Here is a 17,618-nt window from a genome sequence, read left to right on the forward strand (position 1 = left end):
AATTTTTATTATCTATTTATAAGTGCTAAAAAAATATATATAAATATTATTATATATATGATATTTTTTATTTAATCAGTTATTGCCGTATATTATAAATATTATTTATTAACTTATATTTATTTTCACTTCATTATTAATAATTTCTTGACAAAGTATTATTTTTATGTATATTACTATTGTAATAAAGTTTAATATCAATAATTAAGGAGTAAATATGGCTAAAGGCAGAATTGATATTGATAGAGAACAATGTAAGGGATGTTCCAACTGCATATCTATTTGTCCTACTAAAATATTGTATTTAGATAAAGAAAATATGAATTCTTGGGGATATTATCCTGCAGCTGTTAGCGATATGGAGAAATGCATAGGCTGTGCTAATTGTGCTATGATGTGTCCTGACTTATGCATAACGGTAGAAAGACTTGATAAGGAGGAAGCGAAATAATGGCTAGAACATTGATGAAAGGAAATGAAGCTATGGCTACTGCAGCTATTGCAGCAGGATGTAAATGCTTTTTTGGGTATCCTATAACACCTCAAAATGAAATACCTGAATTTATGTCTAAAGCTATGTATGAATCAGGCGGAGCATTTGTACAGGCTGAAAGCGAGGTAGCTGCTATTAATATGGTTTATGGTGCAGGAGGTGCAGGAGTTAGGGCTATGACTTCTTCATCTTCTCCCGGAATAGCTTTAAAACAGGAAGGAATATCATATCTTGCAGGATCAGAAGTTCCTGCTGTTATACTTAATGTTATGAGAGGAGGTCCGGGACTTGGTAGCATACAGCCTGCTCAAAGTGATTATAATATGATGACTAAGGGAGGAGGCGACGGAGACTATAATTGTCCTGTTTTAGCACCTGCTGACTTGCAGGAAGCAGCTGATATGATAATGGAGGCTTTCGATATTGCTGATTATTACAGAACTCCTGTTTATGTTGCTGCTGACGGATATATTGGGCAGATGATGGAGCCTGTTGATATAGTATATAAACCCAAATATGAAATTAAAGAAAAGACTTGGGCTGCATGCGGAAAAAGAGGCAGAAGAGAAAAAAATAATATAATTAATTCTATTTATTTAGAGCCTGAATTATTGTATGAGCATAATATACATTTGCAGAAAAAATATGATGAAATAAAAGAAAAAGAGGCAAGAGCTGAAAAATATTATACTGATGATGCTGAATTAATATTTGTTTCTTACGGCACTATGTCAAGAGTTGTAAGGGGCGTTGTTGATAAATTAAGAGAAGAAGGCAAAAAGGCAGGTATGATTCGCCCTCAAACTTTATGGCCTTTTCCTGTGAAGGCATTTGATAATCCTAATTGCAAGATGTATGTTAGTGTTGAAATGAGTATGGGGCAGATGGTTGATGATGTAAAACTTGCAGTAGAATGCAAAGTGCCTGTTAAATTTTATGGAAAAGCAGGAGGATTAGTACCCACTTCTAATGAAATAATAGATAATGTAAGAAGTTTTGCAGGAGGTTTGATATGATAGTATTTGAAAAATCTAAGGGATTAAGCGATGAAAGAACACATTATTGTCCAGGATGCATGCATGGAACTTCTCAAAGGATAATAGCTGAATGTTTAGAAGAACTTGGGGTATTAGAAAGGGCTGTGGGAATAGCTTCAGTGGGCTGTTCTGTACTTGCTTTTAAATATTTTTCCTGCGATATGCAGCAGGCAGCACATGGAAGAGCACCTGCAGTTGCTACAGGAATAAAAAGAGCTATTTCAGACAGTATAGTTTTTACTCTTCAAGGTGACGGAGATTTAGCTGCTATAGGTACAGCTGAAATAATACATGCTGCTGCAAGAGGCGAAAACATTACTGTAATATTTTTGAATAATGCCATTTACGGAATGACAGGCGGGCAGATGGCTCCTACTACATTAGAAGGACAGAGAACAACTACAACTCAGGCTGGAAGAGATTTTCATAAAGCAGGAAAGCCTATAAGAGTATGCGAAATGCTTGCTACTATAGAGGGGGCTTCTTTTGTTGAAAGGGTTTCATTAGACAGCCCTGCCAATATTAGAAAGGCAAAAATGGCTGCTAAAAAAGCGTTTGAAAATCAAATTGCAGGAAAAGGATTTTCTATAGTAGAAATGCTTACAAGCTGTACTACTAATTGGGGAATATCGCCTACAGAATCGCATAAATGGATAAGAGAATATATGATTCCTCATTATCCTCTTGGCAATTTTAGAAATGACGGTTAATATTTAAGGAGTTATTATATGAGTACAGAGAGAATAATTTTTGCAGGATTCGGCGGACAGGGTATTATGTCTATGGGGCAGATGATAGCTTATGCAGGTATGATTGAAGATAAGCATGTTACTTGGTGTCCTTCTTATGGTCCTGAAATGAGAGGAGGTACTGCAAACTGTTCTGTTATTATAAGCGATGAACTTATAGGCTCTCCTATTATTTCGCATGATGCTAATGCTGCTGTTATTATGAATCTGCCTTCGCTTATTAAATTTGAAAAAGATATTATTTCTAATGGCATACTCCTTATAAATTCATCTTTGATAGAAAAAAAATCTTCAAGAGATGATATAAAAACAGCTTATATTGAGGCTAATAAAATTGCAGAGGATATAGGAAATACAAAATCTGCAAATATGGTAATGCTCGGAGCTTTGCTTACACTTCATAATATAGTATCCTTTGAGAGTGTTCAGAAAGCATTTTTAAAAGTATTCGGAGAGCGTAAAAAAGAGTTTCTGCCTTCAAATGAAAAAGCACTAAATGCAGGAAGAGATGCTGTAAAAAATATAATTTCTTAACTTAAAAAATAAAAAAATTATGAATGTCTGCTGTTTATACAAATGGCAGGCTTTTTTTAATTATACATATACTTGATGTCATAAAATTAAATTCAGCGAAAATATAAAATTAATAAATAAATAATAATAGCAATAAATAGAGTTATATAAAACATAATGTATGATGATGATTTCTTAATGCTTAAGCTGTAAGATATATTATCTATTTTTTCAAAATCTATTATTTTGCTCGAAACTAAATTTATTCTAGGTTTTCCTTGAGACTCCATATTTATTTCTTTAATAAAATGATTATCTCCCAGCACTTTATTAGTATCTATATAAACTTCATATAAAGCACTGCTTCTAAATATTTTACTATAAAATTCAAGTTTTGAGGAATAACTATATTTATTAATAGATTTATTAGTAAGTATATAATTTTCTAAACTATTATCTTCTATTTTATATTTATTTATATCTTCTATCTCTATAGAGTTTATTTCTAAAGTTTTATCTGCATTTAAATAAAAGCTTTTTAAATATCCTATCCTTTCTTTTTCTCCCAGCATAGAAAGTATTTTTAAAAATAAAGCTAAAATAAAGAATAATACAATTGATATCTTTCTGTATAGTCTAGTCAATTCCTTCATTAATTACCTATGTTTGATAATAAAATTATCCATTTATTTAATGCAGTTATTATATATCAGAAAAAAAATAATCAATTTTAATATTTTTTACGCTTATTAAAATTTATAAAAAATATAAAAGAAAAAATACTAGTTAAAAATTCCGATACTGTAAAAGAAATCCATACACCCGTCATCTTAAATAAAAATGATAAAATAAATATTGAAGGCATTATCAATAGAAAACCTCTTAAAATTGATATTATAAATGAAGGCTTAGCTTTATCAATAGCAGAAAAATATACGCAGGTAATAATATTATATCCTGCAAATATAAAGGCTGTAAAATATAAACGAATACCATTAACAGATATTTTCTGAAGTTCTTCAATATTATCTTTATTAAAAATATAAGTTATTTCATTTGCAAATGCAAAGCCTGTCATATAAACTAAAGCCGAAATACAAAATAATAAAATAAAAGCATATTTATATATTTTATTTATATTAGATAAATTATTATAATTCATACCAATTATAGGCTGTATGCCCTGCCCCATTCCTGTAAATATAGCTATAATTACTAAAGAAATATTTGCAGTTATTCCATAAGCAGCAACTGCAGTATTGCCTGCTATATTTAATATGATTATATTAAAAGCTATCATAACAAAACCTGAAGATATTTCAGTTATTAAAAAAGATATTCCAAGATATGATACTTCAAAAAATTTACTGAAACTAATTCTAGGCTTTACTATAGAAAAAGTATATTTTTTTTTGATAAATAAAAATGATAATACGAATATGCTTAAAATAGGAGAAAATCCTGTAGATAAGGCAGCTCCGAATATGCCCATATTCAAAGGAAATACAAATATATAATCAAAAATAATATTAAATAAACTTCCCATAAGCATAGAAGTCATAGCAAGTTTTGGGTGATTATCATTTCTTACAAATCCAAGAAGAAGATGATTTAACATATACATTGGAGAAAATAAAAGACTTATCTTTACATATATGCTTGACATATCAAGAATATTATCTCTTGCTCCGAATATATAAGCAATATCCGATGTAAATAAAATTCCTATCATTATAAAAATTGAAGATATTATCAATATATAAATTAAAGAATTAGTAAATATAATATTCGCCTCATCATTTTTATTTTGTGCTTTTAATACAGCATATTTAGATGCAGAGCCCATACTTAGCATTAATCCTGTTCCATTAATAAAATTGCAAATAGGTATAGCAATATTTAAAGCAGTAAGTCCGTCCGCACCTATTGCTCTTGCAACAAAAAATGTATCTGCAAGTATATAACAAGATAAGCCTATCATTCCAAGTATATTTAAAGATACATATTTAATAAATAACTTTAATAAACTCATAGAAATACTCCATAATAAAAAAATGTTTGCGTTCATACTTTCTAAGGCCTACGGTATGAATACAAACATTTTTAAAAAAAATTTATCCGGCGACAAATTTGATTATTTTAATAATATATATTTTTTTAATATATCATAAATATATAATCTTGTCAAAGATAGTTTTTTATTTTATTTTTTAAGTATTAATAAAACTTTATAAATATTTTGAAATTATAAAAAAGGAGAAATATATTAAAATATTTCCCCCTTTGTATTTGATTATAAAAAATAAAAAAAATTATTTGCCGAAAACTGCTTCATAATCTTTTTTAAATTTTTCTATTCCCTGTTCTGTTAATGGATGCTTAATCATTTGAAGTATTACGCTATAAGGCACAGTGGCAATATCGGCACCTGCCAATGCACATTCTGTAACATGTATAGGATGTCTTACGCTTGCAGATATTATTTCTGTTTCTATTGCATGAGCTGCAAATATTTCTGAAATAGTTTTAATAAGCTCAATACCGTCTGCAGATATATCATCAAGTCTTCCTATAAAGGGAGATACATAAGAAGCCCCAGCCCTCGCTGCAAGAAGTGCCTGATTTGCTGAAAATATTAAAGTGACATTTGTTTTAATGCCCTCTTTAGAAAGAACTTTTACAGCTTTTAAGCCTTCATCTGTCATAGGTATTTTTACTACCATATTTTTATGTATTTTAGCTATTTCTCTAGCTTCAATTATCATATCCTGAGCCTTTACAGTATCAGCCTTCACTTCACCCGATATAGGTCCGTCAACTATAGATGTAATTTCTTCTATAGTTTTTTTGAAATCTCTTCCCTCTTTTGCTATTAAAGAAGGATTAGTAGTTACACCGCAAATAACTCCCATATCATTGGCTTTTCTAATCTCATCAACATTTGCTGTATCTATAAAAAAACGCATATTATAAAACTCCTTAAAAATTATCTTTAATATTATAAATCTTAGTAAATATTTTATCAATATCATTTTTAATTTAAGATATATAATAAAAGTTAATTATTAGTAAGCTCTTTTATTAAATCATAATAATACTTCTTACCTTGAAAAATATCCTGAGATAATATTCTTTGAGCATTTTCATATTTATATATTTCAGAATCCTTACTGATATCATTTTCTAAAAATAAAGCATCATTAGTAACTTTGTAAAATCTATGATATGTACTTATTATGCCGTCAATTTCTTCTTTGTATAGTAAAGAAATAACACTGCTTCTGTAATTAGTAATACCGGCATTTAAAGCTATAAACATAGGTATATTTTCAGGAACAAAATTATTAGGGGCTTTATATGCTCCGTTAGTTCCGTCCCAAATAAGTATCGGGTTTGGACTGCTATCATTTAAAAAGCTCATTTTTATATCATTATCTATAGAAGAGTTTTCTATTATATTTCTAAGAGAAGGATACAAATGATCATGCTTAAATATTATAAGTGCATTGGGGGAATATTCAAGAATGATATTTTTAGTTTTTATCACTTCAAAGGCAGTCATAACAGAATTATCCATTGTTTCTATAAGATTATCTGCATTTTCAAAATGAGAAAAAAACTTTTCATTATTTTTCTTTATATTAAAATCATTTTCTGCATGAGACCCTGCATGTCCTAAATAAGTAAAGCCGTATACAAATATAGGCGGTATATAGTTTTGTATATTAGTACTCAAATATTCACTCATATTTTTAGTTCCTAATTCGAAAACTATTTCATTAAAATATATAGAAGGCAGAAAAGTTTTTAGATTATATGTATTTTGAGCCTCCTCCAAAGCTATAGTATTATATCCAGCTGCAAATAATATATGAGGCAAAGTATATTCATTTTTTTTATTTTGTACTTTGGGAGTAAGCGGACTTGAAGAAGTAAGTCCTGAAAGCCTTGCATCAAAACTGCCGCCGCCGTAATTCGGAGGTATTTTTCCTGAATTATCTGCCCAATCTCTATATTCTTTAGGAAAAGGATCTTTTTCAAACAAATTTGTAAAATGCGAATAATCATAAAAAGATTCCAAAAATATTAAAAATATATCTCTATTACTATTTATAGTGTTTTGAGTAAGCAAATTAGAATAATTTCTTTCATTTTCTATATTTCTTAAATATTTAAAAGCATTTGATACATCTTCTTTTGAATGCTTAATAGTTGTTAATCTGTCATAATTTATTCTGTAATTTATTGTATTTATTATTCCGTTTTTATTACTGAAATATACAAAATCAGTCTGCCACATTTCTAAGTTCTGTTTTCTGAAAAATACCGCAAATATAAAAATAATTACCGTTATAAAAACAGCTTTTTTTCTTTTCATTTTTATTAAATTATAAACAAATAATGATATTAATAATATAATAATTGAAAAATATATTATAGTTGCTGTTACAGTTATAATTTTCATTTTTAAAGGCAATGATATTATAAGGGCAGGATATAAATAAGGAATATCTCTAAACAAAAGTATTTTATTTTGAAATGTAAGTGCTAGAGGCTCAATTATAAAAAATGAAAATATATTAATAATTTCAAATAATAATGTATATAAAAGTTTTTTATTAAGAAGATTAAATGCTGTAATTAAAAATATATATGATAAAATGATATCAGCATAATGCCATCTAATTAAAGATATAGAAAATTGTTTAAGTATTATAGGTATTATATAATAAGCAAAAGAGTTTATAAGAAAAAGTAAAATATAATATTTTATAATATTTAGTTTTATGCAAAAATATAAAATTGGAAGTAATATTAAAAATATAAAAGATAAAAATACTATATTATTTTTTAATCTCAGCTTGTATTGTATATCTATTTTATCATCAATTTGAAGTTCTTTTTGTGTAAATAAGTTTCCGAAAGGAGTCCCTTTATTATCATTTGCTTTATATGAATAATCATTATTTATAAAATAAGGGTATACTCCATAAATATCACTATGTCTAAATACTTTATTGCCGTAATAATTAATTTTACAAGAGTAAGAATCATCTGAAATTTTACTGAATCCTGATAAATAGCCTGTTCTTTGAATATTTCCTAATATAGAAAGAGATAATAATGATATTATAATAATTAATATGACAGCTGTATATATAATAATAAATTTTTTATTTTTTTGAAATATATTATGAAACTTACTCTTTATACCCATATACTATATACCTCTGAGCATAAATATTGCAAATGCAGAATTTTGCAAAAGAGGAGTATGCCTATAAAAAATATAGGGGGTATTATAATTTTTTGATTGTTGTGTTGTGTTGTGTTGTGTTGTGTTGTGTTGTGTTGTGAGTCATATTAAAAAACCTAAATACTTACGAAATATTATAGCATAAATAAATATATAGTCAATACTAAACAGCTATTTAATTAAATCATAATAATACTTCCTGCCTTGAAAAATATCCTGCGATAATATTCTTTGAGCATTTTCATATTTAAATATTGATAGGTTTGATGCTATGCTTTTATCTGCCTGAGAATCATTTGCTGTATAATAAAATCTATTATAAGTGCTTATTATATCATCAATTTCTTCTTTATATAAAAGAGATATTATGCTGTTTGTGTAATCAATATTCAAATTAACAGCTATAAATAATGGTATATTTTCAGGAGTGAAATTTTCAGACACTTTGTATGCTCCGTTAGTTCCGTCCCAAATAAGTATCGGAGAAGGCTTATAATCATTAAGAAAATTTGTTTTTATTTTTTCATCTAAACTTGAGCGTTCTATTATTGCTTTTAAATAAGGATAAAGATGATCATGCTTAAATATGATAATCGCATTTGATGAATGTTTTAAAATTGTATCTCTTATATCTATAATGTTTAATGCCGTCATTGCAGAATTATCAATAGTCTCTATTATATGAAGCTTATCATTTCCTTTAAAATTATCTAAAAACTTTTTATTATTTTCAGCAAAATTCAAATCATTGGATAAATGAGAATCCGTATGCCCTAAAATTGTAAAGCCTAAAACAAATATAGGAGTTTCTAAATTATTAATATTCGTACTTAAATATGTATTGATATTTGTAGTTCCTAAACCGAATATTTGAGATTTGAATCCTATTGAAGGATAAAAGGTTTTTAAATTATAAGTATTAAGTGCCTCTTCCAAAGCTATAGTATTATATTCGTTTTTAGAAAGTAAATCAGGCAGGGTATTTTCTATTTTTTTTGACTGTGTTTTAGGATATAAAGGACTTGAAGCTGTAAGAGATGAAAGCCTAGCATAAAAACTTCCGTTATTGATATTAGGTGCTGTTTTTCCTGATAAGTAAGCCCATTTTCTATACTCTTTACTAAAAGGATCTTTATCAAAGAGATTTGAAAAATGAGAATAATCATAAAAGGATTCTAAAAGTATTAAATAAACATCTCTTTTTAAATCTTTCTTTAATTTTTCTATTTTTTCTAAATCATCTGACAAATTTGTATATATACTATAATGATTATTTTTTAATTCTTTTATATAATTATAATCTATTTTTTCATTGCTGTTATAATTTGAAATATTAATTAAAACAGAATGTATATTATTTTCTAACTTTTTTATTTCATCAAAAATATTTTTTGTAGATTTTAAATAAAGTTTTGATACATCTCTTTTTGCTTCATATTCCTTTAATAAATTAATAGATTCTAATACAAGCTCTCTGCTTGGTTTTATATTATTAAGTCTGTCATAATTTATTCTGTAATTAATAGTATTTATTATACCTTTTTTATTTGCATTTCTTAAAAAATCTATACTCCATATATCTATATTATTAGGCTTAAAAAATAAATAAAATAAAGTAAATACTATAAAAGCAGTCATAACTAAAGATAATATTTTACTTCTTTCTATAAATATTTTGTATATATTAAAAATAAATAATAATACAAAGATTAATACAGAAGAAAAATATAATATGCTCGCTATGATAGTAATAATTTTTAAATGTATAGGAAGAACCGTTATAAGCGATGCATAGAGATTAGGCATATCAGAAAATAATATCACCATATTAAGAACCGTAAGGCTAATTGATTCTATCACAAAAAATGAAAATATAGATATTATACAAAATAAAGATGTAAGTATTATTCTTATATTTTTTATATTATCTATATTTAAAGGATAGTATGCAAGCAGATTATATGCAGTCATTATGAATATATACGAATATAAAAAATCATATATATTAAAATTAAGCTTTATCATAGAAAATGAAGGCATTATAAACTTTAATGTCATTAAATATAAAAAAGAATTTAGTATAAATAAAAATATATAAGATTTATAATGATAATATATATTAGGTATTATATAAAAATAAAATAGAGGAAAAATAATTATAATAAAAATCAAAAATAAAAATACATCTTTTTTTAATTTCAATTTATATTTAATATTTTCTATTCTTTCATTTTCTTTTAATTGAATATTAGAATTATCAAGAACTAAATTACCATAATAGCTTCCGCTCCATTTTATATTTATAACATTATTAGGCATTTCATTTGTATTAGGATAAACTTTATATATTTTATTATTTTTAAAAATACTGCTCTTAAACTTTAATGTAAAATAATATTTATTTTCTAATATATGATTAAAATTTGATAAATAGCCGGCTCTTTCAATATTCCCAAGAATAGAAAAAATAACAATAAATAAAATTACTGCAGATATAAATGCTGTATATGATAATAAGAATATTTTTTTATTTTTTTTCATTATTTCTTTATTATATTTTTACTTTATTTCTTTATTATATTTTTAATTTATTTTTTTATTATTTTTACTTTATTCTTAATGTAATTTTAATTTTGATTTTATTAAAAATATTTATTTGTATTGATATTTTAATTTGATTATTATAACAAAATTTATTAATTTAAGTTAAATAAAAAATATTATAATTAAAAATAAAAAATAAATAATTTAAGTACATTGTTTTTTATTAGATTGTTTATTAATTTTTTATTATATTTTTTTTATTAAGGCATTATTTACTATAATCAATAATGCTTATTTTCTAAAAAATTAGAAAGCCTTTATCTTTAAAATATCATGTATATGAACTATGCCGATAGGATTGTTATCATTATTAATTACTACTAAATTAGTAATTTTTCCTTCCATTATATGAAGTGCTTCTCCGATTAAAGTATCTTCATAAATTACTTTAGGAGAAGTATTCATTATATCTTTAACTTCTTTAGACAATATATCTTTTATATTATCATTGTTTACAAGCAGTCTTTTTAAATCCCCGTCTACTATAATGCCTTTTAATTTATTAGAATCATCTACAGCAATAGCTATTCCAAGTTTGCATTCTATTATTTTGAATAATGCTTCATTCAATGTTGCATTAATATTGATAATAGGCAGATTTTCCGTATGCATAATAGATTTTACTTTTGCTAATTGTCTTCCCAAACTTCCTCCTGGGTGAAATATAGCAAAATCTTCAGACTTGAAGCCTCTTAATTCCATTATAGCTGTAGCCAAAGCATCAGATAAAGCTAATGATGCTGTAGTACTTACAGTAGGTGCTAATTTTAAAGGACATGCTTCCTCTTTAACATAAGTAAGTAATGTTATTTCAGCATTTTTAGAAAGAGTTGAATTTATTTCATTTGTAATTGCTATATAAGGCACATTCTGTCTGCATAGCCAATTAACAAGCTCTATAATCTCACGGGATTCTCCGCCTTTAGAATAAAGCAGACAATAATCATCTTTAGTAATCATACCAAAATCGCCATGCATACATTCATTAGGGTCAACAAAGAAGCTGGGAGTACCTGTAGAAGCAAAAGTAGCTGCCGCCTTTCTTGCTATATGCCCGCTTTTTCCTACTCCTGATGTTATTACTCTGCCTTTGATTTTAAATAACTCTTTTACGGCATTTTCAAAATTTATATCTAATTTATCCGATAAAATTTTTAGATTATCGCTTTCCAGCAAAAGAGTGGTTTTTCCTCGTTTAATTATATCCATAAAAAATCCGTTAAATTCGGCTGAAATTATCAGTCTATTACCGCACTTATTAAATGTCCTGCCAATCTTTCTATAGCTTTATCTATATACTTTCCATCTTTTAATTTTTTCTTATATAGATCTATTTTTTCAGGGTTAATTTTTACTGCTGTTTTCATATCGATACCCCTGCTAAATAAAAATATCTTCAATAAAAGATATATTACGGTTATAATGGGTATCGTCTATTAGAACTGCCCCAAAGGAACATTTTTGATTAAAACTTAATCCTTTTTCAATTAAGTATTCTTCAGCTGTCTCATATAATTTTTTCTTTTTATGTTCTGATATTGAGTAAGCTGCATATCCAAAACTTCCCTGTCTTCGATATTTAACTTCTATAAACACAATAACAACTCCTTTTGTCATTACTAAGTCTATCTCTCCTCTTGTTTTCTTTCCTTTGAAATTCCTCTCTATCAAAGTATATCCAAGATTTTCGAGATATTTTAAGGCAATATCCTCTCCTAGATTGCCTATAATTTTTTTGTCAGTCATTTTTTATATTATTTTTCTTCTTCTGTATCTAATAAATTCGCTTGTACCTCCTGTAAAAAATTATTATCTTTAACTATGCCTGTTATAAAAAACTGATTAGTTTCTAATAAATTAATTGTTTCTCCGTCTTTAATAAACTCTCCATTTTCATTAGAAACTATTTTTATTACAGGTCTTATAGGCAAGTTAGGATTAACTGCAAAAACAAGCCCTTTTCTCTTATCATTTAATAATACTATGCTTCCTATAGTATATATAGTGAATATACTCACAAAAATTTTTGATATAGTAGGATCATATTTAGTATTAGAACCATTCATAATTTCTTTAACAGCATCATATAAATATACATCTTTTTTCTTCATACTGTCACTTTTTTCAACCAGCATACTGAAAGCAGATTTATTATTAGATTTTGATTTAGTTGCTGATATTCTCATAGGCTTCATCATTTTTTCTACAGCATGTGCTACGCTTACTATCTTTGAATATAAATTTATCTGATTTCCAGAAAGTCCTCTAGGATAACCTTTTCCATTAAAATATTCATGATGCATAAGAGATATCATAGCTAAATCTTCTTCAAACCTAAAACTTCCTTTCATAATTTTATAGCCGTAAACAGTATGTTTTTTTATCTCGGCATATTCATTAGCTGTGAATGTTCCTACTTTATCTAAAATATGGTCTGGAACTTTTACCAAGCCTATATCATAAAGCATAGCTCCTAAACCTAATTTTTTTACCCTATTTTCTGAAAATTTCATTGCACGCCCAATAATCATAGATATCAAAGAAACATTCAAAGACCTGATATAATATTCATCAACTTTAGGCAGATTACCTAAATTTAAAATCTGAAGCACGCTGCTTAAATTTCTATTTACTATGTCCAAAATTTCATCTATAATCTCATTCAGTTCATTAATATTAACTAAATTATTATGTCTGTATCCGCCTAAATTATTTTTAGTTTTTTTGATAATATTTAAATATATTTTCTTAAATACTTTATATTCTCTTAAAAACTTATCAAAATCAGCAGAAACTTCAATATCCAAAGATGCATTATCTTCTATAAATACTTCATTCAAATCCCATTTCTGAAATCTTTCCATATCACTAGGCTTAATATCAACATATCCTGTAGATGCTAAAAAGTCATTATACAAATATATATCTTTTTTCTCTGCCTTAGCTTTTATATCTTTAATATTTATTTTACTTAAATTTGCCATTCTTTATTCTGCCTTTAATTTATATATATATTTTAATATTATACTCACAGCCTCATAAAGCGAATAAGGTATCTCCTCGCCTATTTCCAACTGCATAAGATGATTAGCCGTATCTTCATCAGAAACTATAGGTACTTTATGCTTTCTTGCAATATCAACCATTCTTCTTGCTAAATAATTATTTCCTTTAGATATAACTATAGGAGCATTATTTATTTCTCTATTATATAATAGAGCCGCTGCATTTTTTATATTTTCATTTCTCATATTTTTTTTATCCTGCATAATCTATTTTTATATCTATATTATCAAATTTACTCAAGTCCATATACAAATTTTCTTTAATACTATTAACTTTATTATACAATTTTTTAGAAAATAATTGAATAGTTAATAAATATTTCTCATTTTTTATGATATTTATTTTACATATTTCTTTATCATTATCATACATCACAAAACTAAATTTATTATTTTTATCATTATTATCATCTTTAATTATATAAAGCAATACCTCTTTTAATTCATCATCTATCATAAACAGCATAGGAAACATAAATACAGGCTCTTTCAAATTTCTATTCTTCTTATTTGAAGATAAAATTTTCAAAAGCAATGTAATCATATCAGAATTATCAGAAGATAATTCGCCTTGAAGCATATCAAAGAGCATAAACCATATACTAAAATCAGCATTTGTATTTATATAGTTATTTAAATCTTCTGCTGTATCAGCATCATTTCTATGAATAACACTGTCAGCAAGCATTACTAATATTTCGGTTATTTCAGTATTTTTGTTAGAGTTTTTTATAGCATTAATAATATCATTAAATTGTTTAAAAATATTTCCAAAGCTATTTATTTCTTTTACTGTTAAATATACTCCGTTAGACATTGCATTTAATATAAACTTTTTTTTATTAATATCCAAATCAGGAAGATATTTTAATATAGTTTCAAAATATCTGATATTTTCATTACTTGGTTTTATGCCTTTTTGAGAAAGCATAGAAGAAATTTCTGAATTATTTTTTATTATATCAATTAATACATTTTGATTATTTTGATTATTTTTATTTTGTATGCTTTCTCTAGCCTCTTTCAAACTTTCTGCATTTTTAAGTATCGTTAAAGTTATCTCTCCGTTTTTTTTACTTACAAGAGCAAATCCCTTATCAGTCATACCATTTTTGAATAATGCTGTCAATTTATTTCCCATAATATTTATTAATGCCCTATCATTATCCAATTTTCTCATTATAGAATATCTTACAATATCACCGTCTTTGATTTGAGTATTATTTTTATTTACTGAAATATTAAAATATTTATTGTTTATATTAAGCATAATATTCTTATATGCTTTTTTTATAATTTGTCAATAGCATATCATTTTTTTATAAAGTAAATTTTTATACTTCCGAATATCAATATAATAGTAATAATAAATTAGGAAGTAAATTATGATAAACGGATTAGGAAATTCATTATCTTTTGCTGATTCTAATGTTTCATCAAATAATAATGCATATAGTTCAAATAATTACGGCTATGATGATTCTTTTGCTAATATGTTAAATAAAATGCAAACGGATTATTCCTATTCTTCAAGTGTTTCTAATAAAATAGAAAAACATATACAATATGAATATGAAGAAAAGAACTATGAAGAAAGCAATGCAGCAGTAGAAAATTATAATAGCTATGATGATTATAATATATACAGCACAGAAGAAGCTAATAAGCAGGAATATTCTAAAGAAAGCCAAGATAATAAAATAAATAATGAAATAGATAATAATTCAAATAAAACTGATGATAAAAAAGCTGCCAAAATTGAAGAAGAAAAAACTGAAAATCAAACTGATGAGATAAATATTTCCTATAATGAAAGTAATGATACTGAAGAAAATATAACTGATGATAATATATCTGCTAAAGAAAAGTTAGCTTTAACAAAAGAAAAAGCAAAACTCATTTTACAAAATACTTTTAATAACAAAAAAACTGAAATCAAAGAAGATAAAGAAATAAATAATAAAGAAATTAATGCTGAAGAAAATATATTTGCTAAAACAGATAAAAAAATAAATACAAAAAATTCTGAAGAGATAGAAAATATTAAAAAACAGATAGAATCTTTAAATGCTGAAGAATTAAGCGAAGATGATAAAAAAGAATTGGAAGATTTAATAGAATCTTTAGAAAATCTAAAGGCTATGATAGAAAATGATGATAAAATGCTCTTAACTGAAGATACTGAAAATAATAAAGAAAGCATTGAAATAAATAATATTAACTCTTCTGATAATAAAGAAATAAAAATAGTTTCAAATAAAGATAATGACAAAAATATAGAAACAAAAAATATTAATGATATAAATAAAGATATTAACGATATAAATATAGAAGATATTAATAATAATATTGATATGCATATAGAAAATAAATATGCAGATAAAAAAGATACTCTTGAAATTAAAAATAATAACAGCACTGTAAATAATACCATTTCAGATGATAAAGGTGTAGAACTTACAATAATAAATATGAAAGATTCCCCAGACAGTGCCAATTTAAAAGGATATAATCATTATAATAATAATGTATCAAAAACTCATAATAGCACAAATATTGCTGATAATATGATAAAATTCCAAGATTTAATGGGCAGACTTGTAGAAAAAGCACAGGTTGCTGTTAATAATGGAAAGAGCGAAGTATTGATGAGTCTTAATCCTGAATATTTAGGAAAAATAAGATTAAAAATCAGTATGGACGGAGATAATTTAATAGGAAAAATATTTGTTGATAATGCAGATATTAAAGATATCTTCACTAAAAATTTGGATACGGTTATAACTTCATTGAGCGAAATAGGTATTAATATAGAAGGCTTTGATGTAATGCTTAGACAGGATATGCATAATGACGGAGGATTTGAAGAAGAATTAGCAAATATACAAAATAGATTTGCTTCTGAAAATGCAGACAGCATTGAAGAGATAAAAACGGATATAAAGGCATATATAGTGCCTGAAAGAAAATTGAATTTGCTTATTTAATATGTTTATTAGGTTTATATAATAAAAAATATAAAAAATAATTTTGCAAGGGAGTGTATAAATGATATCAGCAGATGCTTTAAGAATGTCAGACAGAGAAATAAAAATACTAAAACAGGAAGTAGGTGCTTTCAATTTGCAGCATAATTTTGAGAGAGATCCTACGCAAAACTCTTTAGGTAAAGATGCTTTTTTGAAACTCCTTACAACACAAATGAGCCATCAGGACCCTCTTTCTCCAATGGATAATAAAGATATGATAGCACAGCTAGCACAATTCTCTTCATTAGAACAGATGACTGAAGTTAATAAAAATCTTGAATCTATGAAAAATTTTTATTCAAGCCAAACAGGTTATTCTATGCTTGGTAAAAGTGTTGAAATTATGGACGAGGCTGGAAACAGATTCTTAGGACCTGTTGAAATGGTTATGGAAAATGATACAGGCGTAGCCCTTGCCGTAAGAACAGATAGCGGACTTATAACTGTTCGTCCTGAAGATGTTATGATAGTACATTCAAACGGCAATTTAATGGCTTCTGAGACTGCTGCTGTTTCAAGTATTAGAGAAGCACAAAGCGAAGATGAGGCTTCTAAAGTATTTGAATCTTCTTTAATAGATAAAGCTAATATTATAAGACCTTCAGGAGATGAAGATAATTCTGACGGAGTTAATAATGAATTCGGAGATATGAGAGCTGCTATTGAGACAGAGATGAATAATGCTTCTCAAAGTGAAATTTCAAAAACTGATAATGCAAATCTCAATAAAGCAGAAAAAACTCAGGGAATGCTTAAAGCAGAAGAAGCATTGATGAGCAGTAAAGAAGACGGAAATAAATCAATAAAAAAATAATATTTTATGTTATAAAATAAACAAAAAAAGCTCCTTAAATAAGGGGCTTTTTTATTT

17 protein-coding genes are annotated in these 17,618 nt (G+C 26.1%); 6 read left to right on the top strand and 11 right to left on the bottom strand.

Going from position 1 to position 17,618, the window contains the following annotated elements:
- Positions 1-217 precede the first annotated feature (217 nt).
- From QZ288_RS00070 to QZ288_RS00085, 4 genes are read left to right on the top strand one after another with little or no spacing between them, the layout of a single operon-like run.
- Positions 218-451: a 4Fe-4S dicluster domain-containing protein gene (locus QZ288_RS00070; RefSeq protein ID WP_295153657.1), complete on the top strand. Its 234-nt coding sequence runs from the start codon at positions 218-220 to the stop codon at positions 449-451.
- A complete protein-coding gene (locus tag QZ288_RS00075; protein WP_295153659.1) occupies positions 451-1,509 on the top strand; it encodes a 3-methyl-2-oxobutanoate dehydrogenase subunit VorB in 1,059 nt (352 codons plus the stop codon). The genes QZ288_RS00070 and QZ288_RS00075 overlap by 1 nt, the downstream gene beginning before the upstream one ends.
- Positions 1,506-2,240: a thiamine pyrophosphate-dependent enzyme gene (locus QZ288_RS00080; protein WP_295153661.1), complete on the top strand. Its 735-nt coding sequence runs from the start codon at positions 1,506-1,508 to the stop codon at positions 2,238-2,240. The genes QZ288_RS00075 and QZ288_RS00080 overlap by 4 nt, the downstream gene beginning before the upstream one ends.
- Before the next feature lie 18 nt (positions 2,241-2,258).
- The gene (locus QZ288_RS00085; protein WP_295153662.1) at positions 2,259-2,813 is read left to right on the top strand and encodes a 2-oxoacid:acceptor oxidoreductase family protein; all 555 of its coding nucleotides are present in this window, start codon (positions 2,259-2,261) and stop codon (positions 2,811-2,813) included.
- Between the two features lie 92 nt (positions 2,814-2,905).
- Here QZ288_RS00085 and QZ288_RS00090 read toward each other — a convergent pair whose 3' ends face one another.
- The 11 genes from QZ288_RS00090 to QZ288_RS00140 form a co-directional block, all read right to left on the bottom strand.
- A complete protein-coding gene (locus QZ288_RS00090; protein WP_295153664.1) occupies positions 2,906-3,445 on the bottom strand; it encodes a hypothetical protein in 540 nt (179 codons plus the stop codon).
- Between the two features lie 77 nt (positions 3,446-3,522).
- Positions 3,523-4,824 (bottom strand): MATE family efflux transporter, encoded by a 1,302-nt coding sequence (locus QZ288_RS00095; protein ID WP_295153666.1) that lies wholly within the window; start codon positions 4,822-4,824, stop codon positions 3,523-3,525.
- Between the two features lie 280 nt (positions 4,825-5,104).
- Positions 5,105-5,758 carry a fructose-6-phosphate aldolase gene (fsa, locus tag QZ288_RS00100; protein WP_295153668.1) on the bottom strand — a complete coding sequence of 218 codons (654 nt, stop codon included), beginning with the start codon at positions 5,756-5,758 and terminating at the stop codon, positions 5,105-5,107.
- Positions 5,759-5,850: 92 nt separating this feature from the next.
- On the bottom strand, positions 5,851-8,010 hold the full coding sequence (locus QZ288_RS00105; RefSeq protein WP_295153670.1) for a hypothetical protein: 2,160 nt from the start codon (positions 8,008-8,010) through the stop codon (positions 5,851-5,853).
- Between the two features lie 210 nt (positions 8,011-8,220).
- Positions 8,221-10,590 (bottom strand): hypothetical protein, encoded by a 2,370-nt coding sequence (locus tag QZ288_RS00110; RefSeq protein ID WP_295153672.1) that lies wholly within the window; start codon positions 10,588-10,590, stop codon positions 8,221-8,223.
- Between the two features lie 309 nt (positions 10,591-10,899).
- Positions 10,900-11,862, bottom strand: coding sequence for a KpsF/GutQ family sugar-phosphate isomerase (locus QZ288_RS00115; RefSeq protein WP_295153674.1), 963 nt, complete (start codon positions 11,860-11,862; stop codon positions 10,900-10,902).
- Positions 11,863-11,891: 29 nt separating this feature from the next.
- Positions 11,892-12,020: a hypothetical protein gene (locus tag QZ288_RS00120; protein WP_295153676.1), complete on the bottom strand. Its 129-nt coding sequence runs from the start codon at positions 12,018-12,020 to the stop codon at positions 11,892-11,894.
- Between the two features lie 13 nt (positions 12,021-12,033).
- A complete protein-coding gene (locus QZ288_RS00125; RefSeq protein WP_295153678.1) occupies positions 12,034-12,399 on the bottom strand; it encodes a YraN family protein in 366 nt (121 codons plus the stop codon).
- Positions 12,400-12,407: 8 nt separating this feature from the next.
- Complete coding sequence (locus tag QZ288_RS00130; RefSeq protein ID WP_295153680.1) at positions 12,408-13,637, bottom strand: HD-GYP domain-containing protein; 1,230 nt, start codon at positions 13,635-13,637, stop codon at positions 12,408-12,410.
- 3 nt (positions 13,638-13,640) lie between these two features.
- The gene (locus QZ288_RS00135) at positions 13,641-13,904 is read right to left on the bottom strand and encodes an EscU/YscU/HrcU family type III secretion system export apparatus switch protein (RefSeq protein ID WP_295153682.1); all 264 of its coding nucleotides are present in this window, start codon (positions 13,902-13,904) and stop codon (positions 13,641-13,643) included.
- Positions 13,905-13,911: 7 nt separating this feature from the next.
- A complete protein-coding gene (locus QZ288_RS00140) occupies positions 13,912-14,988 on the bottom strand; it encodes a hypothetical protein (RefSeq protein WP_295153684.1) in 1,077 nt (358 codons plus the stop codon).
- Between the two features lie 115 nt (positions 14,989-15,103).
- On the opposite strand from QZ288_RS00140, the gene QZ288_RS00145 reads away from it, so the two are divergent.
- Both QZ288_RS00145 and QZ288_RS00150 read left to right on the top strand, forming a co-directional pair.
- Positions 15,104-16,705, top strand: a complete 1,602-nt coding sequence (locus QZ288_RS00145; protein WP_295153686.1) for a flagellar hook-length control protein FliK — start codon at positions 15,104-15,106, stop codon at positions 16,703-16,705.
- 61 nt (positions 16,706-16,766) lie between these two features.
- On the top strand, positions 16,767-17,561 hold the full coding sequence (locus QZ288_RS00150; RefSeq protein ID WP_295153687.1) for a flagellar hook capping FlgD N-terminal domain-containing protein: 795 nt from the start codon (positions 16,767-16,769) through the stop codon (positions 17,559-17,561).
- The last annotated feature ends 57 nt before the right edge of the window (positions 17,562-17,618 follow it).

Origin of the sequence: uncultured Brachyspira sp., assembly GCF_910578695.1 — a bacterium.
In the GTDB taxonomy this organism is placed as follows: domain Bacteria; phylum Spirochaetota; class Brachyspiria; order Brachyspirales; family Brachyspiraceae; genus Brachyspira.

Coding starts and splice junctions, on each gene's coding strand:
- QZ288_RS00070 (WP_295153657.1), top strand. CDS start 218: ATGGCTAAAGGCAGAATTGATATTGATAGAGAACAATGTAAGGGATGT.
- QZ288_RS00075 (WP_295153659.1), top strand. CDS start 451: ATGGCTAGAACATTGATGAAAGGAAATGAAGCTATGGCTACTGCAGCT.
- QZ288_RS00080 (WP_295153661.1), top strand. CDS start 1,506: ATGATAGTATTTGAAAAATCTAAGGGATTAAGCGATGAAAGAACACAT.
- QZ288_RS00085 (WP_295153662.1), top strand. CDS start 2,259: ATGAGTACAGAGAGAATAATTTTTGCAGGATTCGGCGGACAGGGTATT.
- QZ288_RS00090 (WP_295153664.1), bottom strand. CDS start 3,445: ATGAAGGAATTGACTAGACTATACAGAAAGATATCAATTGTATTATTC.
- QZ288_RS00095 (WP_295153666.1), bottom strand. CDS start 4,824: ATGAGTTTATTAAAGTTATTTATTAAATATGTATCTTTAAATATACTT.
- fsa (WP_295153668.1), bottom strand. CDS start 5,758: ATGCGTTTTTTTATAGATACAGCAAATGTTGATGAGATTAGAAAAGCC.
- QZ288_RS00105 (WP_295153670.1), bottom strand. CDS start 8,010: ATGGGTATAAAGAGTAAGTTTCATAATATATTTCAAAAAAATAAAAAA.
- QZ288_RS00110 (WP_295153672.1), bottom strand. CDS start 10,590: ATGAAAAAAAATAAAAAAATATTCTTATTATCATATACAGCATTTATA.
- QZ288_RS00115 (WP_295153674.1), bottom strand. CDS start 11,862: ATGGATATAATTAAACGAGGAAAAACCACTCTTTTGCTGGAAAGCGAT.
- QZ288_RS00120 (WP_295153676.1), bottom strand. CDS start 12,020: ATGAAAACAGCAGTAAAAATTAACCCTGAAAAAATAGATCTATATAAG.
- QZ288_RS00125 (WP_295153678.1), bottom strand. CDS start 12,399: ATGACTGACAAAAAAATTATAGGCAATCTAGGAGAGGATATTGCCTTA.
- QZ288_RS00130 (WP_295153680.1), bottom strand. CDS start 13,637: ATGGCAAATTTAAGTAAAATAAATATTAAAGATATAAAAGCTAAGGCA.
- QZ288_RS00135 (WP_295153682.1), bottom strand. CDS start 13,904: ATGAGAAATGAAAATATAAAAAATGCAGCGGCTCTATTATATAATAGA.
- QZ288_RS00140 (WP_295153684.1), bottom strand. CDS start 14,988: ATGCTTAATATAAACAATAAATATTTTAATATTTCAGTAAATAAAAAT.
- QZ288_RS00145 (WP_295153686.1), top strand. CDS start 15,104: ATGATAAACGGATTAGGAAATTCATTATCTTTTGCTGATTCTAATGTT.
- QZ288_RS00150 (WP_295153687.1), top strand. CDS start 16,767: ATGATATCAGCAGATGCTTTAAGAATGTCAGACAGAGAAATAAAAATA.